This is a genomic window from Ponticaulis profundi (genome assembly GCF_042659465.1).
GTDB classification, from domain to species: domain Bacteria; phylum Pseudomonadota; class Alphaproteobacteria; order Caulobacterales; family Hyphomonadaceae; genus Ponticaulis; species Ponticaulis profundi.
The window spans coordinates 98,812-122,056 of sequence record NZ_JBHSSW010000012.1 but is presented as its reverse complement, the minus strand read 5'-3'; the positions used below and the strand labels follow the sequence as shown (position 1 = coordinate 122,056).

General features: G+C 56.4%; 19 protein-coding genes. 8 read left to right on the top strand and 11 right to left on the bottom strand.

Going from position 1 to position 23,245, the window contains the following annotated elements:
- Window positions 1-151: 151 nt before the first annotated feature.
- Window positions 152-832: an SDR family NAD(P)-dependent oxidoreductase gene (locus ACFQDM_RS09870; RefSeq protein ID WP_377378558.1), complete on the top strand. Its 681-nt coding sequence runs from the start codon at window positions 152-154 to the stop codon at window positions 830-832.
- Here ACFQDM_RS09870 and ACFQDM_RS09865 read toward each other — a convergent pair whose 3' ends face one another.
- On the bottom strand, window positions 833-1,300 hold the full coding sequence (locus ACFQDM_RS09865) for a MarR family winged helix-turn-helix transcriptional regulator (protein ID WP_377378556.1): 468 nt from the start codon (window positions 1,298-1,300) through the stop codon (window positions 833-835).
- A 381-nt stretch (window positions 1,301-1,681) separates the two neighbouring features.
- On the opposite strand from ACFQDM_RS09865, the gene ACFQDM_RS09860 reads away from it, so the two are divergent.
- A complete protein-coding gene (locus ACFQDM_RS09860; RefSeq protein WP_377378554.1) occupies window positions 1,682-2,911 on the top strand; it encodes a class I SAM-dependent methyltransferase in 1,230 nt (409 codons plus the stop codon).
- The gene (locus tag ACFQDM_RS09855; RefSeq protein ID WP_377378552.1) at window positions 2,911-3,279 is read left to right on the top strand and encodes a hypothetical protein; all 369 of its coding nucleotides are present in this window, start codon (window positions 2,911-2,913) and stop codon (window positions 3,277-3,279) included. The genes ACFQDM_RS09860 and ACFQDM_RS09855 overlap by 1 nt, the downstream gene beginning before the upstream one ends.
- A 60-nt stretch (window positions 3,280-3,339) precedes the next feature.
- Here the strand turns inward: ACFQDM_RS09855 and ACFQDM_RS09850 are convergent, their stop codons facing one another.
- On the bottom strand, window positions 3,340-4,470 hold the full coding sequence (locus ACFQDM_RS09850) for an iron-containing alcohol dehydrogenase (RefSeq protein ID WP_377379123.1): 1,131 nt from the start codon (window positions 4,468-4,470) through the stop codon (window positions 3,340-3,342).
- Between the two features lie 179 nt (window positions 4,471-4,649).
- On the opposite strand from ACFQDM_RS09850, the gene ACFQDM_RS09845 reads away from it, so the two are divergent.
- Window positions 4,650-5,510: an isocitrate lyase/PEP mutase family protein gene (locus tag ACFQDM_RS09845; RefSeq protein WP_377378550.1), complete on the top strand. Its 861-nt coding sequence runs from the start codon at window positions 4,650-4,652 to the stop codon at window positions 5,508-5,510.
- Between the two features lie 57 nt (window positions 5,511-5,567).
- Here ACFQDM_RS09845 and leuD read toward each other — a convergent pair whose 3' ends face one another.
- The 7 genes from leuD to ACFQDM_RS09810 form a co-directional block, all read right to left on the bottom strand.
- Window positions 5,568-6,164, bottom strand: coding sequence for a 3-isopropylmalate dehydratase small subunit (gene leuD / locus ACFQDM_RS09840; RefSeq protein ID WP_377378549.1), 597 nt, complete (start codon window positions 6,162-6,164; stop codon window positions 5,568-5,570).
- Entirely contained in the window at window positions 6,161-7,573 is a 1,413-nt protein-coding gene (locus ACFQDM_RS09835) for a 3-isopropylmalate dehydratase large subunit (RefSeq protein WP_377378547.1), read from the bottom strand. The genes leuD and ACFQDM_RS09835 overlap by 4 nt, the downstream gene beginning before the upstream one ends.
- A gap of 145 nt (window positions 7,574-7,718) precedes the next feature.
- Window positions 7,719-9,587, bottom strand: coding sequence for a hydantoinase B/oxoprolinase family protein (locus ACFQDM_RS09830; RefSeq protein ID WP_377378545.1), 1,869 nt, complete (start codon window positions 9,585-9,587; stop codon window positions 7,719-7,721).
- A gap of 5 nt (window positions 9,588-9,592) precedes the next feature.
- Window positions 9,593-11,644 (bottom strand): hydantoinase/oxoprolinase family protein, encoded by a 2,052-nt coding sequence (locus ACFQDM_RS09825; RefSeq protein WP_377378543.1) that lies wholly within the window; start codon window positions 11,642-11,644, stop codon window positions 9,593-9,595.
- A gap of 153 nt (window positions 11,645-11,797) precedes the next feature.
- Entirely contained in the window at window positions 11,798-13,363 is a 1,566-nt protein-coding gene (locus tag ACFQDM_RS09820) for an FAD-binding oxidoreductase (protein ID WP_377378541.1), read from the bottom strand.
- Between the two features lie 20 nt (window positions 13,364-13,383).
- On the bottom strand, window positions 13,384-14,550 hold the full coding sequence (locus ACFQDM_RS09815; protein WP_377378539.1) for an FAD-dependent monooxygenase: 1,167 nt from the start codon (window positions 14,548-14,550) through the stop codon (window positions 13,384-13,386).
- Between the two features lie 30 nt (window positions 14,551-14,580).
- Window positions 14,581-16,092, bottom strand: a complete 1,512-nt coding sequence (locus ACFQDM_RS09810) for an aldehyde dehydrogenase family protein (RefSeq protein WP_377378537.1) — start codon at window positions 16,090-16,092, stop codon at window positions 14,581-14,583.
- A 194-nt stretch (window positions 16,093-16,286) separates the two neighbouring features.
- On the opposite strand from ACFQDM_RS09810, the gene ACFQDM_RS09805 reads away from it, so the two are divergent.
- On the top strand, window positions 16,287-17,798 hold the full coding sequence (locus ACFQDM_RS09805) for an aldehyde dehydrogenase family protein (RefSeq protein WP_377378535.1): 1,512 nt from the start codon (window positions 16,287-16,289) through the stop codon (window positions 17,796-17,798).
- Here ACFQDM_RS09805 and ACFQDM_RS09800 read toward each other — a convergent pair.
- Window positions 17,795-18,514, bottom strand: coding sequence for a hypothetical protein (locus tag ACFQDM_RS09800; protein WP_377378533.1), 720 nt, complete (start codon window positions 18,512-18,514; stop codon window positions 17,795-17,797). The two genes, ACFQDM_RS09805 and ACFQDM_RS09800, sit on opposite strands and share 4 nt — an antisense overlap.
- Window positions 18,515-18,656: 142 nt before the next feature.
- Between ACFQDM_RS09800 and ACFQDM_RS09795 the strand changes: the two genes are divergently transcribed.
- Complete coding sequence (locus ACFQDM_RS09795) at window positions 18,657-19,496, top strand: alpha/beta fold hydrolase (protein ID WP_377378532.1); 840 nt, start codon at window positions 18,657-18,659, stop codon at window positions 19,494-19,496.
- On the top strand, window positions 19,493-20,014 hold the full coding sequence (locus ACFQDM_RS09790) for a VOC family protein (RefSeq protein ID WP_377378530.1): 522 nt from the start codon (window positions 19,493-19,495) through the stop codon (window positions 20,012-20,014). The genes ACFQDM_RS09795 and ACFQDM_RS09790 overlap by 4 nt, the downstream gene beginning before the upstream one ends.
- On the opposite strand, the gene ACFQDM_RS09785 is transcribed toward ACFQDM_RS09790, so the two are convergent.
- Complete coding sequence (locus ACFQDM_RS09785) at window positions 20,011-20,781, bottom strand: SDR family NAD(P)-dependent oxidoreductase (protein ID WP_377378528.1); 771 nt, start codon at window positions 20,779-20,781, stop codon at window positions 20,011-20,013. The genes ACFQDM_RS09790 and ACFQDM_RS09785 overlap by 4 nt on opposite strands.
- A 232-nt stretch (window positions 20,782-21,013) precedes the next feature.
- On the opposite strand from ACFQDM_RS09785, the gene ACFQDM_RS09780 reads away from it, so the two are divergent.
- Window positions 21,014-23,143, top strand: coding sequence for a TonB-dependent receptor (locus ACFQDM_RS09780; RefSeq protein ID WP_377378526.1), 2,130 nt, complete (start codon window positions 21,014-21,016; stop codon window positions 23,141-23,143).
- Window positions 23,144-23,245 lie beyond the last annotated feature (102 nt).

Here is a 23,245-nt window from a genome sequence, read left to right as displayed (position 1 = left end):
TTTCATCAGGCTCGCTGTCCCGCGAGTCCTGCCTCCCGCGTTCAGTCTCACATTTGCGAGATCGCTTTGACAAGATGGAACGAAGGTCAACGCACGGACTTGTGTTCGACACGCAGGCACGGTCAATTGGAAAGAAAACGGGAGAGGAAATATGGCATTTGGTGTGGTCGTCATCACCGGCGCAGCTGGCGCACTCGGGTCCGCCACGGCGGCATATCTGTCGCGTAAAGACATCCAGGTCGTCGGCATCGACATCGCGGACACAGCCCCGCCGGAAGCCGAGCTGGAGCACTATCTTGGCGGGATCGACCTGACGGATGCCATGTCTGCGAACACAGCTCTTGCAGAGATCGCCGCCAAGCACGGTCCCATTTCGGGGCTTGTGAACATTGCTGGCGGCTTTGCGTGGGAAACCGTTGAAGACGGATCGGTCGACACCTGGGAAAAGCTCTGGTCACTGAATGTCAAAACCTGCCTGAACACCACACGTGCTGCGCTTACGCATTTTGCAGAGACCGGCGGCGCAATTGTGAATGTCAGCGCCGCGGCAACGCACAAGGCTGATACAGGCATGGCGGCCTACACGGCCACAAAGTCGGCTGTATCGCGTCTGACCGAAAGCCTGGCCTCTGAATTGAAAGACCGTGATATTCGCGTGAATGCAGTGATGCCAACCATTATCGACACGCCTGCCAATCGCGCCGATATGCCCGATGATGACTTTGAAAAATGGGTCAAACCGAAAGAACTCGCTCAAGTGTTCGAGTTCCTGCTGTCACCCTTGTCGTCAGCCGTGACCGGCGCTCTGCTACCCGTCGCGGGTCGGGTCTGATCAGCGCTTGTCCATGGGAAACGACATCGGCGTCCCCCAGTCCAGATCAAGCGCAACGGCCGCTTTTTGCAGATTGCTCTTGCCGATGCGGTTTGTCAGTTCTTCCACCATCACCGTCATGGCGTGCTGAGCATCTTCACGCATGCGTTCACCCGTCGGCGTGAGATCAACAATCTTGACGCGCTTGTTTGTCGGGTCACTGACGAGCTGAACCATATCCATCGCGATCATGGATTTCAGGGTCGCATGGATGGCCTGACGACTAATGCCGAGTTTTCGCGCAATATCGGATGGATGTTTCACGCCCATCGCGATGTTCGCCATCACCATGGATTGGGGACGGGTAATGGTCGGCCAGCCCTTGGACTTCAGGAAGTTCAAAAGTCCTTCGTCAAACCAGTAAAAGCCTCGCAATAATGAAAGCAGGATTTGGTGAGTTGGGTCATCAGGCGAAAAGGTTTGTGTCATTGTGTTCGCTATACTGGCAAGTCGTGGTTGTGCAAAGAGAATATTAGATTTCGCTCATATAAAGACTGCGCGCATCTCGATTTACGAGTTATTACGAATGGAAGCGATGTCGACTTTGTCGCAGTTTGAATTTGCTCTCTGTGCGAAGAAAACCTGATGGCCAGCGGCCATCCTGCGGATTGAGCATGTGCTTGCACACCGCCCTTATCGCGCCAGTGTTCAGGCATTTTGACGCATTCTGCAGCTCACAGCCCGCCTGTGGCCCCGGATTTATCCGACAGGTGAACAATCCCTTCGAGCCAGCTGAACCACGCCCGACAAGACCGTCAAATACACGTCCGGGAACTGTCACGCCCATCGTGACAAAAGAAGGAGGTGCGCATGCTCAACATCTTTCAACAGGCCGAACACGACATGCTGCCAGAGCGCACGCATGACGAAGCTTCGCGCCAGGAATTCACCAAGAGCCTGAAGGGCTTTATCCAGCAAACGCTCTTGCCGGGCCTTCAGCCCATCTACGAAAACCGTGTTGCGCCCGCCTTCGAAAAGGCAGAAGGCCGCAAGCCGCAGAACCGTCAGGACATCCGCAAAGGCATGGTCGATGACGGCTATTTCCAGATGTATGCCTCCATCAACCGGATTGCGCAGGAACTGCTTTGGGAATCCACCAATGTCAGCATTGATCGTCAACTTCCCGAGCTGATCGAGAAGGCCAAAACCCTGTCTGAAAAGGCAGATACCAAGCTGGTCATTCCGGAAGACTTTGTGCCGCCACGCTATGTCAGCGCCATCGACATTCACTGCATGCCGGGCGGGTATTGCTCTGAAGTCACCGAAGACGATGTTGCAGCTGGCGTTCTCTATGACCGCGGCGTCTATCTCTACACAATGGGTTACACTGGCCCGAACAATGACGATATGGGCCGCTCGGTCTGTAACTATCTCAGACGCAATATGCCGGACTTCAAACCGCGCCGCATTCTCGACATGGGCTGCACGGTTGGTCACTCCACCCTGCCCTATAAGGAATACTTCCCGGATGCAGAAATCTGGGGGATCGATGTCGGTGCACCGGTGATCCGCTATGCGCATGCACGCGCACAAGCCATGGGTAAGGACGTCAATTTTGCGCAGATGAACGCAGAAGAAACGACATTTGAAGACGGCTATTTCGATCTCGTTGTCAGCCACATCCTGCTGCACGAGACGAGCGGCAAAGCCATGCCGAAAATCTTCAAGGAGTGCGAACGTCTGTTGTCTCCGGGCGGCGTGATGATCCACGCGGATCTGCCGCCATTTGACCTGATGGACCCCTTCACTCAGTTCATTCTGGACAATGAGACCTGGTACAATAACGAGCCGTTCTGGGGCGCAATGCGCGATATGGACCAGATCAACCTGGCTGAAAAAGCGGGCTTCCCGCGCGATCAGGTCCGCTTTGATACCGCCCCGATGGCCGTCATGGAATTCAATGCGCAATCAGCCGGGTATGATGAAAGCTCAACCGGAGCTGTTGCTGACCGGGATTTCACAGCCGGTGAATTCGCGCCCGGTGGTGGCTGGGAAGTCCTGATTGCCCATAAACCTCTGGCCAAAAGCGAGGCAGCCTAATGTTTGACGACACAGCCGACGAACGCCCACACGTCATCAAAGACGCCAAAGGCAAACGCCCACAATTCTATAAGCCGGATGGCGTCGACCAGCTCATGTCCATGGTGATGGTTCTGGCCAATGAGATGTCCGTCATGCGTGACCGTATGGATGCGCAGGAACGGGTCGCCAAACTCAACGGCCTCGACCTTGCTGCTGGCATCGAAAAACTGGAGCTGGACGAAGCCGCTCTGAAGGAGCGCGAAACCTGGCGTCAGGATTTTCTGGACCGGCTCTTCTATCTGGCCCGCAAGGAAGCGACAGAAGCGGCCAATGCCGAAACCCGTGAGGGCTTTCGCGAGACGATCGAGGACATTGCGGTCAACTAGTCTGCCTCTACAGCAACACACAAAAAAGGCGGCCAGTGGCCGCCTTTTTCTTTATGCCGGTCAGAGCACTTCCTCATAAAGGCGCAGCGCGTCGTCATATGTCACTTCGCGCGGATTGTTCTTCATCAGACGCTCGTTTTTGGCTGCGTCTTCTGCCATGCGCGGCAGATCATTGTGATTGACGCCAACATCGGTCAGCCGCAGCGGCGTTCCGCTTTTCTGGCAGAGATCAATCATGTGGTCGATAAAGGCATTGGCATCCGCGCCAACGCCGACAACAGGACCAAGCTCAGCATACTGATCGGCTGCGACGGCCGCGTTGAACTTGAGAACCGGCGACAGCATCAGAGCATTCGATACACCATGCGGCACGTGGAAGAGCGCGCCCAACGGATAGGCCATGGCATGTACAGCCGCGACCGGCGCATTCGCAAAGGCCTGACCGGCCAGCGTGGCACCGATCGACATGGCTTCACGCGCTTTGAGATTGTCTGGTTCTTCGCACGCGGTCAGAAGATTATTCGCCAGCAGGCCGAGCGCTTCTTTGGCAAGGGCGCAGGAAACCGGATTGCGCAAAAGTCTGGACGTGTAAGCTTCGATCGCATGCACCATGGCATCAATGCCCGTCGCGGAAGTCACGCCGCGCGGTGCGGTCAGGGTCAGCTTCGGATCAACGATAGCCAGGTCTGCAAACAGCTGGTCAGACACAACACCGATCTTCTGTAGGTCATCTGACGTGACAATGGAGATCGCCGTCACTTCTGAGCCTGTCCCGGCAGTGGTCGGCAACAGGACAAGCGGTGGCCGCGCGCCTTTGACGTTATCCACGCCATAGACATCTTCGAGTGACTGATCGGAATCGATCAGAACAGCGATCAGCTTTGCCGTATCAAGTGATGAGCCGCCACCAAATCCAATCACGCCATCGGCGCCATGTGCTTTTGCTGCCTTCACAGCCTCACGAATGACAGAGGCTGGCGGATCAGCCACCACGTCGCCAAACACGAGCACATCCAGACCTTCGTCACGCAGGCTGTCCAGCGCATCATTGGTCAGGCCAGCCTTCATGACGCCCTCATCGGTCACGAAGACCGGACGCTTCATGGTTGCCCGCACCAGCTGCCCCAATCGACCGGCGCTTCCGCTCTCAAAAATGATCTTCGGGGGTGTCTTGAAGGTAAAGTTCACGATGTCCTCTTCTTCACTGCCGCACGTGGAATTGACTTGTTACAGTGAGCTTATCGCACTGCTGATCGCATCTGTCTGCACGCACGGTGAATGTTCACTGGTCGAACAAACCCCTGAATGTGAAAACCGCCCGAAAGGGAAAGTCGTTAGGTTTGCGCCAAAAGGTTCAAAGGAGCTTTCAATTGGCTGACCCTATCTTTCGTCAGAAACTGGAATCTGGAAAATTCTTCGTTGTCCCGGGCATTCAGGACATGATCACCGCCGTGATCGCCAATAAGGTTGGCTTTGATCTCGTCTATGGCACGGGCTATTGGCTCACCGCCTCTGCCTGGGGCCTGCCGGACGCTGGTATCGCGACCTATACCGAAATGCTGAACCGCATGGAAACGCTGGCACGGGTGAGCACGGGCGCGCTGATTGCGGACGCAGATACCGGATATGGTGGCCTGTTGAACGTCCACCATACCGTCAAAGGTTATGAGAAAGCCGGCGTGACCGCCATTCAGTTCGAAGATCAGGAATTCCCGAAAAAGTGTGGTCACACTCCTTTCAAACGCCTGATCCCGCTGGAAGACATGGTGGAAAAGATCAAGGTCGCTGTCGATGCCCGCGAGGACAAGGAAAACTTCCTGATCATCGCGCGTACGGATGCGCGCCAGAGCGAAGGCATGGATGGCACGCTGCGTCGTCTTGAAGCCTATGACAAGGCAGGTGCTGACGTGATCTTCCCAGAGGCGCTGACCTCTGAAGAGGAAATGGAAATCGCCTGCAAGAATTTCGACAAGCCGGTTATGGCGAACATGTCCAATGGCGGCCATACGCCGGTACCGCACGCCAGCGTGCTGGAAGAGATTGGCTATGCCTATGCGATCTATCCGTCGCTGACGAGCCTTGTGGCCTGCACAGCCATGGAAAAGGCGCTGACGGATCTCAAAGAGAAAGGGATTGGCGAACCGGACGAGCTCTTCAGCTTCAAGGAATTCAGCGAACGGATCGGTTTCGACAAGGTCTGGGAATTTGAAAAGAAATGGGCGAAGGACTGACCCGCTCTTTTCAACGGAATTGAAAAAGCGCTGCCCGAGAGCAGCGCTTTTTTTATGTCAAACAGCAGCCCGAGCAGCTTCGAACCGGTCAATGTCCGGCTTCGCGCTCAACAGAAGATCAAGCTGATCCTGTCCACTCAGAAGACAGGCCCGCGCCAGACCATCCATCTCAAAAGCCAGAACCTTGTCACCGCCATAGCGGATTTCCTGCGCTTCCAGATCAACCGTCATTTCCTGATCGGCATAAGGCGTCAGGGCTTCATATTCTGCATCCGATATGGAAATCGCGACCATGCCATTTTTCAGGCAGTTATTGTAGAAGATATCCGCGATCTCCGGCGCGATCACGGCCCGTACACCATAATCATAAAGCGCCCATGGCGCATGCTCGCGTGACGAGCCACATCCGAAATTGCGCCCGCCCAGCATGATCTTACGCTGATCAGGCGGCGTTGTGTTGAGGTAGTGGTCTTCAATCAGGTCATTATTCTTGTCGCGGCGCCAGTCATAGAAAGCGTATTCGCCGAGCCCTTCACGAACCGTGATGGTCAGAAATTTCGCCGCGAAGATCTGATCCGTATCCACGTTTTCATCCGGAACCCATACCGGTGTCTGCGTGATCTGAGTGATCGGCTCAAATGTCGTCTCGCTCATGATCTGATCTCCATCTTTCTTGGGTCTGCAACGCGTCCCTCAATGGCACTTGCAGCGGCGACGGCTGGTCCGCAGAGAACGGTTTTTGCCCCCGGGCCCTGACGTCCCTTGAAGTTCCGGTTTGATGTGGACAGTGTCAGCCCATCCGGAGATGCGACATCGCCATTCATGCCGATGCACATCGAACAGCCCGGCTCGATCCGCCAGTCGACGCCCGCTTCGATGAAAATCTGATCAAGGCCTTCTGCTTCTGCCTGACGGCGCACTTCATGTGAGCCCGGAACGATCAGCGCGCGCACGCCATTGGCGACTTTCCGGCCCTTCATAAGGGCAGCTGCCTCGCGCAGATCGGTGATACGGGAATTGGTACAGCTGCCGATAAAAATCGTCCCGATTGGCTTACCCAGCAGCGGCTTTCCGCCTTCAATCTGCATGTAATCAAGCGCTTTGCGATCATCGCTTGTTTCCGGCAATGGCACGATGCCATCTACACCCATCCCCGCAGACGGGTCGGTGCCGAATGTCACCATGGGTGGCACATCACGCGCATCAATGGTCACACGCTTGTCAAACACAGCCTCATCGTCAGATCGCAGCTCCGGCAGGCGACGCGCCAATTCCGCAAGCTCTGCATCTGACGGCGGCTTTGAGCAGGCTCTGAGCCAATCGAGCGTCGTCTGATCGCCTGCGACCATGCCAGACCGTGCGCCTGCCTCGATGGACATATTGCAGAGCGTCATGCGTCCTTCCATCGACAGGGCTTCAATCGCCGTGCCGCGATACTCGATGACATGGCGCACCCCGCCATCCGTGCCGACTTTCGAAATAAAATAGAGCGCCAGATCCTTGGCGTTCACACCCTCGGCAAGCACGCCGGTTGTGTCGACCGCCATGGTCTTTGACTTGCGCTGGAAGAGACATTGCGTGGCAAGCACATGGGCAACTTCTGTCGTGCCAATCCCAAAGGAGAGACAGCCAAACGCGCCATGGGTTGAGGTATGACTATCGCCGCAGACAATGGTCCGGCCCGGACGGCTTTCGCCAAGCTCGGGAACCATGACATGGACAATCCCGCGCTGATCACTTTCCCAGTCATGATGGCCGATGCCATTGGCACGGCAGTTTTCCAGAAACAGCTCGACCTGATCGCGCGCACGCTTATTGGCAAAGGCGCGCAGACCATCAAGGCCCGGCGGCAGGGTGGGCGTCGAGTGATCGATGACGCCAATCGTCTTTTCGGGATGAGCGACAGGAATGCCGCGCTCACGCAATTGCGTAAACGCCTGAGGTGACGACACCTCGTGAACGAGATGACGATCAATATACAAAATGGCCGGTGCCTCATCGGTTTCCGGCCGGACGGTGTGAGCGTCCCAGATCTTCTCGTACAATGTCTTGGGAGCAGACATATCTTTTCGTGATCCTCTCAAAATCAGGCGCCTGGCGCTGAAAAGCACCAGGCGCAAAGAAGAAGGTCGCCATCTTCGGGGGCAGCGACTCCCTCAAAAGCTGAAACACACATGATCGGGGAGAAAACGGTGCTTTCAGCTATTCCTATTCTGCGGCAACGCGATGCCATTGCGGCTGTTCGGGCGCCGGTAGTCCGGTTTCCGCTTCACAATTAGCACGCAGCGTTTCGATATCCGGGCCGAAATTGAAGACGGGCAGTTCACCGCGCTCATCTTTCATTTTCGCCCGCAAGGCTTCGCTGGCATCGCCGTCCACAACGCCGTCCTCATCTGCGACGACGCCGTATTTGAGGGCACCTTCCGGAGTGACGAGCCCCTGACGGATCTCTTTTCCGACGAGTTCCGGGTCACGCTCCAGCGGATCGCCCCAGCCGCCACCACCCCATGTGATGAAGTGCAGAATGTCGTCAGCCTCGACCGTCAGATCCTCGACCTTGTTCGGCAGGATGGTCTTTGTGCCATCCGGCTTTTCAAGAACCTTCTGCGCGCGCACGCCGGGCTCACCGCCATTCACGCCCCATGGTGGCACGAACCAGCGGTCATCATGGATGGCGATCTCGCCGGGCTCGAGGAAGCGATAGGACATCAGAATGCCATTACCGCCGCGGTGCAGGCCTGCGCCGCCACTATCCGGCGCTGTTTCGTATTTCTCGATGACCATCGGGAAATACCGCTCCAGAAACTCGTTCGGCACATTGGTGAAACCCGGCCAGAGCGAATGGCCATCCGGACCATCGCCGAGCGGGCGTCCCGGAATACCGCCAAAGCCGATCTGGAAGAGCTGAAAATACTCGCCCTTCTTATTGAAGCCTGAATAGAACAGGTGCGGCGACGAGGAGAAACCAGCTGCGTTCAGGAATTCCGGCGTTTTCTGGCCCAGCAGCGCACCCAGAATATCGAAAATACGACCCAACGCGTGTGTTCGACCTGACAGAGCGGCCGGGAATTTCGGCTTCAGAAGCGAGCCTTCCGGAATGCGCACATCGATCAGATCGTAGAAGCCGTCATTAAACAGAATCTGCGGGTCAAAGACCATGATCATGTAGATGCCGAAGAACATGCGCAGCATGTTTTCGTTCAGGAAGAAGTTGATGCTGGCCGGACTTTGCGGGTCGGTGCCCTCAAAGTCGAGCACCACCTTATCGCCCTCTCGCCACATGGTGCATTTGATCTTGTACGGACCAAACCCCATGCCATCGTCACAGATATAGTCTTCGAAGAACACCGGATCGTGCCCGATGGACTCCGCGATCAGCGCCTTCATCGCCTTGTAGTTTCGTTCCAGCAACTCTTCGCAGGCAGACACAAACACATCGTCACCGAAGCGTTCAGCCATCTCGACCACACGGTTCTTTGCCACGCGGCAGGATGCGATCAGCGCGTTCAGGTCAGCCGAACACCAGTCGGGTGTCCGCACCTGGTGCATAATGAGTTTGAAGACGTCCTCATTGTACTGACCCTGCTTGTAAAGCTTGATCGGCGGAATGCGGACACCTTCCTGAAAGATGGACGTCGCATCAATCGGCATGGAGCCGGGCACCTTGCCTCCAATATCGGACTGGTGACCAAACATGGAGGTGTAGGCGATCAACCGACCATCCTTGAAGACCGGCAACAGCACCAGCCAGTCATTGGAGTGACTGATTGCGCCGCCGACCGAGTATGGGTCTGACAGCATGATCAGATCGCCGTCCTCTACCGTGCCCTCATAGCCTTCGAGGAACGGACCGATATAGCTGCCGAACTGACCGACAATCATGCGGCCTTTATGGTCGGCAATCAGCGGAAAGGCATCGCCCTGCTCGCGAATACCTGGCGACATGGCCGTGCGGACGAGCGTTGCGTCCATTTCCACGCGCGCATTGCGCAGAGCGTTTTCGATAATGTCCAGCGTGACCGGATCAATGTCGATCTTCTTGAAGGGTGCGTCGTTTGCCTCAATGATCTGAGCCATGCGCCTTACTCCTTCGGTGTGATGAGAATATTGCCGACCGGATCGACCACCGCTTCGCAGTCGCCCTCGACCAGCGTGGTGGAATCCATTTCGACGATGATGGCAGGCCCCGGGATCTTGTCCTGCGCCTTCAGTTTGCTGCGGTCATAGATGACGGCAGGCACCATTTTACCGTCCATCCAGAGCTCATGATCGCGGATTTTCGCATCAGATGGATCGCCATTGCCAACCGGCAGTTTGGCGGCAGCGAGATCGGGAACCGGCCCCAGCGCAACCGCGCGCAGGTTTACGATCTCGTGCTCGCTATCCATATTGAAGGTGAAGAGACGACGGTGCTCTTCGTCAAAGCGATCCGTCAGCCAGGAAATACCTTTCTCTTTCAGCTCTTCCGGCGTGACTTCCATTGGCACTTCAAAGGCCTGACCGGAATATCGAACGTCCACTTCAAAGGCGACGGTGATGTCTTCAGCCTTGACGGCTTCTTCCATCAGTTCCTTGCGGGTTTCATCCGCCATCTCGAAGAGGATCTTGTCGATTTCTTCCTGAGAGGTTTGCGATGCCAGCTTGGAAAAGGACCGCGCCGCCTCTGTCCGCATACGCGTCGTCGCATCGCCCAGAGCACAAAGCACGCCAGGAGAAACAGGTGAGATCGCGGGCCAGCTGCCCATGAGGCGGGCAACAGAGTTGATATGCAGCGGACCAGCGCCGCCAAAGCCCATGGCGGCGAAATCACGCGGATCATAACCCTGCTGGACGGAAATCATCCGAAGCGCGCCGAACATGTTCTCATTGACGATGTCGATGATGCCTCGCGCGGCTGCGTAAAGATCAATGCCGAGCGCATCGGCAATTGTCTGAACGGCCTTTTTGGCGCCTTCACGATCGAGCTCGAACGTACCACCAAGGAGGGATTCCGGCAGATAGCCGAGCACCACATTGGCATCTGTCACAGTCGGCTGCGTACCGCCCTTGCCATAAGCCACCGGCCCAGGCACGGCGCCCGCGGATTCAGGCCCGACACGCAATGCGCCCGTCAACTCAGGCACATAGGCAATCGAACCGCCACCAGCCCCAACCGTTTTGACATCAAGCGCAGATGCACGAACCGACAAATGGCCCACCTCCGTGGTGCGGACCCGTCGCGCTTCAAGGTTTTCGATCAGGGCCACATCGGTCGATGTGCCGCCAACATCGAGCGTCAGAATGTTCTTGATGCCCGCATTCTTGCCGACCCAGATCGCGCCTGTCACACCACCCGCCGGACCCGACATCAGCAGGTTCACCGGATGCTCTTCAGATTTCTGAGACGACATCAGACCGCCATCTGATCGCAGCAGGGACAGACGTGCATTCATGCCGGATTTGACGAGATTTTCGCGCAGATTGCGGACATAGCGACCTACGACCGGGCGAACAGCGGCATTCGCAACGGTTGTCAGCGTACGCTCATATTCCTGCATTTCCGGAAGCACTTCATGACTGAGCGAATATGGAACGCCCGGCAGCACCTCTTCGATCAGATCGCCAACTGCCCGTTCATGCGCGCCATTCAGATAGGCGTTCATCAGCGAGACGGTGATCGCTTCCACATTCCGCGCCTTCAGCTTTTCCAGCTGCGCGCGGATATTGGCTTCATCAATCGGTCGAAGCTCGCCGCCCTGCGCGTTCATGCGTCCCTTGATCTCGAAAGTATCCTCGAGCGCGGCCATGGGCTCTGGTTTCGGCCAGACAATCCAGCCTGCCAGTCCGCCTGGCACAAAGCTTCGGGCGATCTGCATCATCTGGCGATAGCCTTCCGTGACGATCAGGCCGACACGGGCGCCCTTGCCTTCCAGAACGGCATTCGTTGCAACGGTCGTTCCGTGCAGCAGCACATCCACGTCCGACGGTGACACACCAGCCGTCTCACAGATCGCTTCAACGCCGGTCAGAATACCAACCGAACTGTCATGTGGTGTTGATGGCGTCTTGTGTCGCCAGAACTGGCCATCAGCTTCATTGAAAAGAAGGAGGTCGGTAAAGGTCCCCCCGACGTCCACGCCCAATCGATAACTCATATCACCTCGCCAGACTTGCGTGTTCGAGTGCCCCATCCGCACAGATTGCGTGCCGATGAAGGCTACGAAGTCAGCTCAGCAAGATTGCCTATGAGCAGCCGTCTCATTTTGAAGTTTGACCGGTATGCGAATTTTTAACGCCGCTGGCCCCGTCTAAAACCCGAGAGCGCCCGGATTCATGACATTGCGTGGATCAAAATTGGTCTTCAACTGCTTCAGGACGGTCGCAGCTTCCGGCTTTCGTGTCGAAAGGAACGGATATGCCTTTCCGATCTGGAAGTGGACCGCGCCGAACTCACCATAAAGCGCGATGGCCTTGTTCTTCAGCTCATCCATATATGCGCGCGCTTCAGGGTTTTGATCATACGCCGGAATGGACTTGAGATGATCGTCCGGCAGGACCGTGTTGTGATAGATCGAACGCTCATCCGGCCAGTAAAATGCGATCTCATACAGGAATGCATTCGTCGACATGGTCGAGAACATACCGCCCAGCGTGATGCCGTGCTTGTCCATCATCGCCTGTTCGCGCGCGACGAGTTCGACCCACGCTTTATGAAAATCACTTGCCACCGAATATGGCATGATGCCGTGCACGGGCACCCAACGCTCGCCCTGCGGGCCGAGGATATTGAACAAAGGGGCAAACGGCATGGATCGGACAACGGTCGGCACGGTGTTGGCGATCACCACACCATATTTCATGCAGATCTCACGAAGGGCTGTCGCTCGCGCACGTACCTCACCCTGACCCACGCCATCGACGAGGAAGTGGCAGGAGTAAGCGCCTTTCTTGAGAAAGTCGCGCCCAGCTGCAGCCATTTTTGTCAACGTCACTGCGCCGCTGACCGGGTTGGAGCTACCCTTAAAAACTTCCCAGGCCGTATTGAAGATTGCGCCTGAATCCTGACGCGCAATCTGGCCTTGCTGGAGTGCAGGATCGAGCGCGAAATTCTCGTCCGCGAGCCCCTCGCGCGCCACTTCCGCCATAGCGTCTTTCATCGCATCGAACGTCTCGAAGGAGAATGACTCGGCGCCCTGATACTGGCGGCGACGGATAAGGCGCAACGTGATGGAAGCCTTTACACCAAGTGTGCCCGCATCACCGGTAAAGAGCGCCGTGACATCAGGCCCCGTAAAACGGAAGAAATTGGACGATGTCTTCTGGTGCGAAGCACTGCCTGTCGTCAGGATATCTCCATTGGCCAACACAACATCCATGGAAACAACCGACTCAGCCGAACACCCATAGACGCCAGATCCATGGCTGAGCGAGTTCTGCGAAACAGAGCCGCCGATCGTCGCCGCAATACCGGAAAACGGCCCCCAGAAAGGCGCGCGCAGCCCTTTTGGCTTCAGCGCATCATCCAGCTCTTCCCAGGTCACACCGGGCTGAACCGTGACATACATGTCGGTTTCGTTGATCTCGATGGACTTCAGTCGACCGCTATCAATGATCAGTCCGTTGGGCCGGCTTGGCGTATACGCATCGGTGTAGGATGCGCCGCCCCCGCGCACGAAAATGGCCATGTCATGTTCGCTGCCCAGTTTCACCAGGGCCTGAATTTCGCCGGTCGTTTCCGGACGCGCAACAGCGGCAGCCAGCTCGCCAGACCGATAGACATCTGTTCCGTAGAAACTGCGATCTATGTCCGACGTCAGAAGGTTTTCAGCGCCGACAATCGTGGCGAACTGGTTGAGGAGGTCACTTGTTTGCATCACATCCGTCCAATCGAAATTCAGGCAAATACGGGCGGGACATAGCCAAACAGCTTGTCCATCTGCATGGCACCGTCCTTGCCAAAGGTTTGTTTGGTAGGGGCAGGGCTAACAAAGCGCTGACCGGCCGCTGCCGATTCTGTCAGAACCCAGTTGGCGCGTTCCGGACGCGTCTTCTGGTAATCCTGCAAGGCCCCGGAAATCGTCACCAGACCAGAAAAGGCATTTGCCAGAACGGCAGCATCTTCAAACGCCATCGACGCCCCTTGTCCGAGGAAGGGCAGCATCGGGTGCGCCGCATCACCCATGAGCGCGACACGGCCATTGATCCATTTTTCGATCGGTGGCCGCCCATAGAGCGCCCATTGGAAGCACTGGGCCGGATCGATCGCGTCGATGACGGCCTGAACCTTGGGGTGATACCCCTCAAATGCTGCGTGAATGTCTTCCATACGCGCTGGCAAATTCCACCCTTCAGCGGTCCATTCACTGTCCGACGCAAACATCGCGCAGTTCAGGAGGCTGGTGCCACGGAGCGGGTAGAAAGTGACGTTTCGCCCTTTCCCGATCCAGACATTGGATTGCGGGCGGGCATATTCGGCTGGCAGTCGATCCAGCGGAATAAGTGCACGCCACGCCACATAGCCTGTAAATTCAGGTTTATCCGCACCCACCAGCTGCGCGCGGACTTTTGAACGGACACCATCCGCACCGATCAGAATGTCGGCTCTTGCTGTTTCACCATTCTCGAATTTGAGTGTCACACCTGATGGGTCTGTCTCATAGCTCGACAGGCAATGTCCTGTGACCAGGCAATCAGGATCGCGCGCCAGTGCGCCTTCTGTCAGCAGGCTGATCAGATCGGCCCGATGAAGCTGATAATAGAAATCACCAAAACGCTGTTTCACCGCCTGCCCAAAGGGCGAGGTTTGAATGAGTTCACCCGTTTTGCCGTTTCGCAGAACGCCCTTCTCCGGGATATTGGCGCGTACCTTCAGCTCATCGCCCAGCCCCATGGCGGCAATGATCTTGGCTGCGTTCGGCGGAAGGGAGATGCCTGCCCCAACCTCGCCGATCTCAGGTGCCTGCTCATAGACGCGGACCCGGTGACCTGTTTTCAACAGCAGATTGGCGGCCGCGAGCCCGCCAAGACCTGCTCCGACGATAGCAAAATTCAGCTTGTCCAAGGAATGACCTCTCCAACCGCCAAGCGGATCCTAGATAACCGCGCAAACTGTTTTGGTTTCGAGATACCCGTTCAGTGCTTCCTGACCGCTGTCGCGTCCCCAGCCGGACTGCTTCATCCCGCCAATTGGCAGACTTGGGTCGAACATGGAGTGGGTATTGATCCAGACCGTGCCGGATTTCAGGGCTTCGGCCATGCGGTGCGCGGTGGACAGGCTTTCTGACCAGACACCCGCAGCAAGACCGTAATCGCTGTCATTGGCCAGATCGACGACTTCTGACGCATCATCGAAAGGCGTACAGACGAGCACCGGTCCGAAGACCTCTTCCTTCACGATCTTCATGTTAGAGTGAACATTGGACACAACAGCAGGCGACACAAAGCATCCGCTATTGCCGATCAGCTCACCACCGAAGACAACGTCGGCGCCGTCCGCCTTACTGCCAGCGACATAATCTGCGACCTTGCTGGCCTGACGCTGGTTCACCAGGGGACCAAGCTGCGTGCTTGCATCCAGGCCATGGCCAAGCTTCATATTCTTTGCGATTTCGGCGACACCTTCGACCACTTTGTCAAAAACGCCGCGCTGGACGTAAAGGCGAGATCCAGCCACGCAGACCTGTCCGCCATTGAAGAAGATCGCATTCGCAACACCTGGAATGGCTGCATCGAGATCAGCATCATCGAACACGATGGACGGAGACTTGCCGCCGAGCTCAAGCGAAATCTTTTTCAGATTGGTCTTGGCCGCATCCATGATCATTCGACCCGTTGCCGTTGAGCCGGTGAACGCAATCTTGTCGACATCCATATGGCTGGCCAGCGCGGCGCCTGCCTCATGACCGTAACCTGTCACCACGTTGACGACACCTGGCGGGAAACCCGCTTCCGTGACCAGCTCGCCAAGGCGTATCGCCGTCAGGGACGTGTCTTCAGCAGGCTTGAGCACAATCGTGCAGCCCGCCGCCAGAGCTGGCGCCAGCTTCATCGCCGTCAGAATGAGCGGCGAGTTCCACGGCACGATTGCACCGACAACGCCGACCGCTTCGCGGCGCGTATAAGCAAACACCTTCTTGCCTTCCGGCTGATAGTTTACCGAGGTCGGGATGGTAGAGCCTTCGATCATGTTGGCGGCGCCGCCGAAATAGCGAAACTGTTGCGCCGCAGCCGGGATCTCTGCCCAGCGCCCGACGAAGAGCGGCTTACCCTGATCCAGCGTTTCAAGCTCTGACAGCTCGTCGATATTCGCATCGATCAGGTCTGCCAGCTTGTGAAGCAGAACCGAGCGCTCCGCCGGTGTCATGGCAGGCCAGGCACCAGAGGAAAACGCCTTGCGTGCGGCTGCTACGGCCTTGTCGACATCAGCAGCATTTGCGCGCGCCAGATTGCCGATCACATTGCCGTTCGCCGGATCGATCGTCTCGAAATACTCACCACCGGAGGCAGCCACCCAGTCACCACCGATCAGCAGGTCGTATTTTGATCGCTGAAGGAAGGCCTTTGCGCCCTCTGTGCTCGGTTCAACAGAAGCAATATCCAACATGCCAGAATTCCCCTTCGTGGTGGCGACAGCTCAGTCATTCCGGTCGGAATGGCGTGCAGCTGTCTCAAAGCCTGGAAAGTCTTACGAGGAAGATGGCTAAGGTTGAGCGCCAATCACGAACCTCTCCGCTAGTCGATCAGAATAAAAACTGCCGCGCGCAATTCAGGCTTTGATCTCGCTAAATCGGATCGCATTTGATCTGTTCTGACGCCGCAGGTATTCTGACCATGACCACCACCGCTGCTTTTCTGTCCGGCCCTCACCATCACATCATCAATGGGCAGGCCGTACCTGCCGCCTCCGGCGAAACCTTTCTGGTTCAGAACCCGGCAACTGAGGTCGACATTGCGAGCGTGGCCCGCGGCAGCGCTGTAGACATTGACGCAGCCGTGCATGCAGCCCGGCATGCATTTGAGAACGGCTGGAAGGACATGCCCGCCCCGAAGCGGACGGATATTCTCAACCGCTTTGCCGCGAAAATCGCAAAAAATGCCGATTTGCTGGCAGACGTCGAAACATCAGAAAGCGGCACACCGCGAAGCTGGTCTTATCCAACCATGCTGCAGGGCTTTCCATCATTTCTGTCTTACTATGCTGGCTGGCCGACCAAGATCCTGGGCGACACCATACCCGCCCACCCCTTGGGACGTGATGATCAGGATTTTCTGGTCTACACTCAAAGAGAGCCGATTGGCGTTGTCGGCGCGATTACGCCCTGGAACTCACCGGCAGGTATTTTCCTGATGAAACTGGCACCGGCGCTCGCGGCTGGCTGCACGGTCGTGGTGAAATCCCCGGAACTTGCGCCTCTGACAACCGAACTCATGGTCCGACTGGCGCATGAGGCCGGACTGCCTGATGGCGTTTTGAACCTGGTGCATGGATATGGCGCCGATGCGGGCGCAGCGCTTGCCGCACACCCCGGTGTGGACAAAATCTCCTTCACTGGATCGACGGCGACGGGGCGCCTCATCCTTGATGCGGCCAAGGGAAATCTGAAGAAAGTCTCTCTCGAGCTCGGCGGCAAATCACCCTTCGTTGTCATGAAGGACGCCGACCTTGATGAAGCGGCGCCTGCTGCCGCCATTGCCTGTTTCGGTATGTCTGGCCAGAACTGCATGGCCGCAACGCGCATCTTTGTGCATGAGGACATCATGGCCTCGTTCCTCGAAAAGCTTGATCAGACCATCGACTTCCTCAAGGTCGGAAACGGGTTTGACCAGGGCGTGTTTGTCGGTCCGCTCATCAGCGCTGCACAGAAAGAAAAAGTGCTGGGCTATATCGAGGCCGGAAAAGCCGACGGCGCCACACTTCACCGCGGCGGCAAGGCGCTGGACGGTCCGGGGCACTGGGTGGAACCAACCGTCTTCACCAATTGCAGACATGATATGCGGATCGCTCGTGAAGAGATTTTCGGCCCCGTCATGACCATTCTGCCCTTCGGGGACGATGAAGCCGCGCTTGATACCGCGCTCAATGACACGAATTACGGACTTTCTGGCAGTGTCTGGTCGAAAGATATCGGCAAGGCCATTCGCCTGTCCCGCAAGATTGACTCCGGTCAGGTTGCCATCAACGCCCATGCCGCCATCAGCGCCGAAACACCTTTTGGCGGCAATCGCCAGTCCGGCTGGGGCCGTGAACTCGGCAAGGAAGGCCTTGATGAGTATCTCAAAACCAAGGCCATCAGTGTCCGGCTAGCCTAAATCAGGTCGTCCAGAAACAGGCCGTCAAACTGGGGTGATTTGGCACGATTGCTGACACCATATTTTGCCAGATCATACTGCGCCGAAACATGAGACCAGGTGAGGCGCAGAAAAACAGCGTCTTCCTGCATGACCCAAAGCTTTGCTCGCGGCCATTGCGGCTGCCAGTTCAGCTCATAATGATAGGACGGAAACGTACCGGCCTGCACGGTGATGTCTTCAGGTCCGGCAAACGTCACGCCAATCTGAATCGGAAGCGCGACAAGACTGGTCCCGCCATTCTCGTCATAGGAGCAGGTGACGCTTTCGACCATGCGCTCTTCACCGGCATTATCAATCCCGCGTGCAAGCGCAATCAGACCATCTCCGACGAGTGGATGAAGTCCAAGATAGCTCGGCGAAACAGCGAGCTTCTGTGACGTGCGCCCCATCCCCGGCGTCAGCGATTCACACTCTGTCCCCGCCTGCGAGCAGCGATACCATGCGCTACCTGCGAGCGAACCGTTTTGTACAACGCGCACATGACCCTCCACCGGCTTATGTGCGGTATCGAGTGTCCAGCTCGCATCCCGCGTCAGGTCATTTTCCGCCATTTCGCAATATGACCGGATCGTACGGCCATCATCTCGCACATCCATGGAAAAGTCTTCATAGCCAGAGACCTGTCCTTCTGCCTGATAGAGAATTTGTCCCCAGTGACGTCGTTTCGTTGACATGCCCGCTCCTCCTGAACCCGGTCAGATCAAATCTGGCGCGAATTCATCCCGAGCAGACAATCGGTCGATCCGGTCTATCCGCCTATTGGAGAGTTTTGACCAAACCACATGCCAGTCCGAATTGTTTCGCTAACGTCCATCCATGCCTAATCGAACCTTCACACCGCCCTTTCCGCGCCGCGCTTATGTCGATGGCCCCTTTGGCCAGATCCATTATCAGGTCCAGGGCGAAGGCTTACCGCTGATCCTGCTCCATCAGGCCCCCATGACCTCTGGCCAATTCGATCTGGTTTACGAACCGCTTGCGCGGCGAGGCATTCAGGCAATTGGCATTGATATGCCGGGATTTGGCTTCTCCGATCCGACACCGGACGTCGCAACGGTGACCGACTATTCACAGGTCGTGCCCCCGGTTCTCAACGCACTGGGTCTGGATAAGGCATTTTTCCTTGGTCACCACACCGGCGCGCTGGTCGCAACAGAAGCCGCAATTCTGTTTCTAGAGATGTGTGAGGCCCTGATCATCAACGGCCCACTGCCCATTACCGAGGATGAGCGCGCCGAATTCATGCGCACCCTGCACCAATGGGAAATCAAATATGCCGCGCAGCCGGAAGGTGGGCATATGCAGGAGCTTTTCACCATTCGCGAGACCTTCGCCGATGACACTGTTCCGGCAGAACGTATCAGCGACTATGTCGTGCAGGCTTTAATGGGACGCGGCAAGTTCTGGTACGGCCACCACGCGGCCTATCAGTATCGCCATGACGAAGCCCTGAAAAAGGTGACCGTGCCGTCTCTGATCCTGACGAACACAGGCGATCAGATCTATCCGCTCGCCAAGAAAGCACATGAGATCCGCCCGGACTTTGAATTCGCAGAACTTGATGGCGGCGGTATCGATATCGTCGACCAGCAGCCTGAAGCCTGGTCAGATGCGGTTGCAGCTTACATTCAGAAACAAGCGGCCAGCGCAAAATGACGGAGCGTCCTGTTTCCAACGTCATTCGAGGCACCATCTTCGTTCGTGATCTGGAACGCTCGAAAGCATTCTATCAGGCGCTTGGTTTTATCGAGACCTATATCGAGATCGAACTCGAACACCCGTCAGCCACCTCCATTATTGGCTTTGCCGAGCACTATCCGTTCCGCGTCGCCATCCTGAAACCACCCGGACCAAATTTCGGCATGGTTGGATTGTTTGAACTGGACCCGCGTCAAAAGGCTGAAAGCCTGCCCGTCGCAGAAGGTCCTGCGCGGATCGGTGAAGTCGCACTTGTGTTTTATGTCGCCGACATGATGGGCACGCTGACCAAACTTCGGGCCAGCGGAGCAAGCTGGTCACCCGAACCGGAAGCGTTCCGGATGGAGCATCGCTCGCAACTCGAAGTCTGTCTGAGAGATCCGGACGGCGTGTTGCTCAACCTCGTCGAAACCGACCCGGCAGAGCAGGAACGTGAGCGCCCGGAACTCGACTATGCCGAAAAGCGTGACGGCTAGGCACCAACCAGATTACCGCCATCCACATCGATATAAATGCCGGTAATCGCGGCATTGGCCGGATCGACCAGAAACATCACAGCGCGAGCGATATCATCTGGCGTCGCAATCCTTCCGAGTGCGGAATAGCTCGCCATTTGCTGGGCATAGGCTTCCGGTGAAGTGTCATCCGTGATGTTGCCTCGCAACATGGGCGTGTCCACCGCCCCCGGAAGCACAGCATTGACGCGCACGCCATAAGGTCCTGCTGCCGCCGCTGCGCAGCGCGTGGTCATCAGAACCGATGCTTTGGAGGCACAATAGGCTGCACCGATGGGATTGGCCTTGATCGACATGCCCGATCCCAGATTCACAATGGCGCCCTCACCCGTTTGCTTCATGTACCGGATCGCATGTTTACAGCCGAGGAAGGTTCCATCGGAGTTGACCGAAAAATGTCGCTGCCAGACGTCCAGTGGCATGTCTTCAAAGGGAATATTGGGCTGATAGAACCCGGCGACATTGACGAGAAAGTCGAGTTTTTCATGATCGGCAACAACGCTTGCGAGGACCCGTTTCCAATCCTGCTCATCTGCGACGTTCAGCATCATCGCCTGAGCCCGATCACCGAGTTCTGAGGCGATGGTATTTGCCAATGTCTGATCAAGGTCGGTCAGGATCACCTGCGCACCAGCGGCATGGAGCATGTGCGCGACCGCCCGACCAATGCCGCCTGCTGCGCCCGTGATCACGCCAACGCGGCCTTTGAGACTGTTTCCTTCAGACATGAGCCAATCCCCTCTTCTGACCGACGTCGCTGATCAAAAATCAGCCGACATTTCAGAAAATCCTATCAAATCTTATGCGCGGAAAATCGGCGCAAGGCGCTTTCATCCGTGTGGCGAATAAATCGGAACTCGCCGCTTCGATCCTCCCCATTCCAACCTCTGAACTGAGCCAGACGACTTTCCTGACATGCATGAGCAGTCAGGCAGTTGGATTATTCAGAGGGGAAAAGTCATGCGTTCATCGACGTTGGGAACATCACTTTTGCTGGCAACCGCACTATCTTTCGGTTCGCTCAGTGCGATCGCTCAGGAAGCGTCCACCGAGGCAGATGCCAGCCGCAAGCTGGACACGATTACCGTCACAGCGCAGCGCAAGGAAGAAAGTCTTCAGGACGTATCGGCCGCGGTCACAGCCATGAACGCCGAAACCATGGAAAAGCGCCAGATTCTGTCGACGGCTGACATTTCGCGGATCGCGCCAAACGTCAAATTCGACGCAGGCACAGGCAGCACATCCATTCTGAAGCCATATATTCGTGGCGGCGGTATTACCGATGGCGGCTATGTGATGTCCGAGTCAGAGGTCTCGCTCTATCTGAATGATGTTTACATGGCGCGCCTGCAGGGCGCGTTGCTGGAATTTGCTGAAATCGAACGCATTGAAGTGCTGCGCGGTCCACAAGGCGTTCTCTATGGGCGGAACTCATCGGCTGGCGCGGTGAACATCATCACGAAGTCGCCTGCCGAAGACACAACCGGCACGATCCAGGTGGGCTATGGCAGCTGGAATGAAAAGCGCCTGAAAGGGTATTTTTCCGCGCCGCTGACAGAAGATGGCAAATGGCGTGGCTCCATTGGCGGCCTGATCAAGTCACGCGATGGCGGACGCCAGTATAACGCGACACTGAACAAGGATGTCGGCGCGGAAGACCAGCTCGGTATCCTTGGCGATGTGATCTATGAGGACGACAATTTCGATATGCGTCTGAATGTGTATCACTTCAAAGGGGATTCAGACGGTCAGTGGCCCGTCAACACAATGACCGATGACAACGGCAATATCGTGCCGATTAGCGGCGATTATTATACGGTCCTCACCCCATTGGAATCTGATGCTGAACTGGAGCAATCCGGTGCATCCTTCACGCTGAATTACAGCTTTGGCGACCACAATTTCAAATCCATCACCGGATATTCCGAACTGGAAGATTACTGGTTTCAGGATTTCTCCGGCGGCGTTCCGGCTGAGTATCTCGGCGGGGCACCAGGCGATTACATCGCCCTTTTTGAACGTGACAGCGATTCCAGCCAGACCCAGTTCAGCCAGGAGCTCCAGCTTTCCGGTGACGTGATGGATGGAAAGCTCGAATACGTGACCGGCCTCTATTACTTCACAGAAGACGCTGATCAGGAGATGAACTCGGTGATCTTCTTTGCACCGTCTGCAGGCAATTACGCCATCAAGACCGACAACATCGCAGCCTATGGCCAGGTGACCTACAGCTTTACCGACAAGCTCGATGTGATTGTCGGCGGGCGTTACACGTCGGAAGACAAAGAACTTGATGCGGTGTATGGCGGCGTCGATGTGACGAGCCAGGACAGTTATTCGAAATTCACACCGAAGGTTGGCGTTGATTACAAGCTCAACGACGACATCTTGCTCTACGCTTCCTATAGCGAAGGGTATAAGTCCGGGGGCTATAACGGGCTTGCTTCCACACCGGGCCAGTTGGCAGAACCGTTTTCCCCGCAGCTGACCAAAGCCTATGAAGCCGGCATGAAAGCCGACTTCCTCGATGTGCTGCGCCTCAACGTGTCTGCATTCTTCAATGAGATCGAGGACCGCCAACAGGCTGTCAGCCTGAATGATGGCGGCTGGCTCGTGGAAAACTATGACGCTGAAATCAAGGGCATCGAATTTGAAGCAACCTGGCTGGTCAATGAGTATATTTCTCTCTGGGGCAATGGCGCACTGAATGACGGCGAATATACCGGCACGGATTCCGAGGTTGCCTCGATCCTCGATAAGGCCCTGCCATCCCTTCCGGACTATCAGTATTCGGTTGGTTTCGATGTCGACCTGCCGGTTGGACCAGGGACATTGAGCTTTGGTTCTGACTACAATTATCGCGATGATTACTATTCGACGCCGGATAACTTCCCGATCGACTTCGTGAAGGCCCAGGATCTGCTCAACGCTTATATTGCCTATGAAGTCGATGCATGGCGCTTCCAGATCGCAGGCAAAAACCTGCTGGAAGAAGAAGGCTGGCAGACCGGTTTCGGCTTCTCCTTCGTGAACCCGCGCTACGCAATCGACCCACGCAGCGTGCTCGCAACGGTTCGCTATAGTTTCTGATCCAATTTGGATCATACGATAAAAAATTAAGCGCCCGGACAAGAGCCGGGCGCTTTTCTTTTGCAGTCGGCCTGCCCGCAACCCCTGAAATATCTGCACAGT

Bases quoted from the DNA above. Each gene is read 5' to 3' on its own strand.
- ACFQDM_RS09870 (WP_377378558.1), top strand. From the start codon at position 152: ATGGCATTTGGTGTGGTCGTCATCACCGGCGCAGCTGGCGCACTCGGG.
- ACFQDM_RS09865 (WP_377378556.1), bottom strand. From the start codon at position 1,300: ATGACACAAACCTTTTCGCCTGATGACCCAACTCACCAAATCCTGCTT.
- ACFQDM_RS09860 (WP_377378554.1), top strand. From the start codon at position 1,682: ATGCTCAACATCTTTCAACAGGCCGAACACGACATGCTGCCAGAGCGC.
- ACFQDM_RS09855 (WP_377378552.1), top strand. From the start codon at position 2,911: ATGTTTGACGACACAGCCGACGAACGCCCACACGTCATCAAAGACGCC.
- leuD (WP_377378549.1), bottom strand. From the start codon at position 6,164: ATGAGCGAGACGACATTTGAGCCGATCACTCAGATCACGCAGACACCG.
- ACFQDM_RS09835 (WP_377378547.1), bottom strand. From the start codon at position 7,573: ATGTCTGCTCCCAAGACATTGTACGAGAAGATCTGGGACGCTCACACC.
- ACFQDM_RS09830 (WP_377378545.1), bottom strand. From the start codon at position 9,587: ATGGCTCAGATCATTGAGGCAAACGACGCACCCTTCAAGAAGATCGAC.
- ACFQDM_RS09825 (WP_377378543.1), bottom strand. From the start codon at position 11,644: ATGAGTTATCGATTGGGCGTGGACGTCGGGGGGACCTTTACCGACCTC.
- ACFQDM_RS09820 (WP_377378541.1), bottom strand. From the start codon at position 13,363: ATGCAAACAAGTGACCTCCTCAACCAGTTCGCCACGATTGTCGGCGCT.
- ACFQDM_RS09810 (WP_377378537.1), bottom strand. From the start codon at position 16,092: ATGTTGGATATTGCTTCTGTTGAACCGAGCACAGAGGGCGCAAAGGCC.
- ACFQDM_RS09800 (WP_377378533.1), bottom strand. From the start codon at position 18,514: ATGTCAACGAAACGACGTCACTGGGGACAAATTCTCTATCAGGCAGAA.
- ACFQDM_RS09795 (WP_377378532.1), top strand. From the start codon at position 18,657: ATGCCTAATCGAACCTTCACACCGCCCTTTCCGCGCCGCGCTTATGTC.
- ACFQDM_RS09790 (WP_377378530.1), top strand. From the start codon at position 19,493: ATGACGGAGCGTCCTGTTTCCAACGTCATTCGAGGCACCATCTTCGTT.
- ACFQDM_RS09785 (WP_377378528.1), bottom strand. From the start codon at position 20,781: ATGTCTGAAGGAAACAGTCTCAAAGGCCGCGTTGGCGTGATCACGGGC.
- ACFQDM_RS09780 (WP_377378526.1), top strand. From the start codon at position 21,014: ATGCGTTCATCGACGTTGGGAACATCACTTTTGCTGGCAACCGCACTA.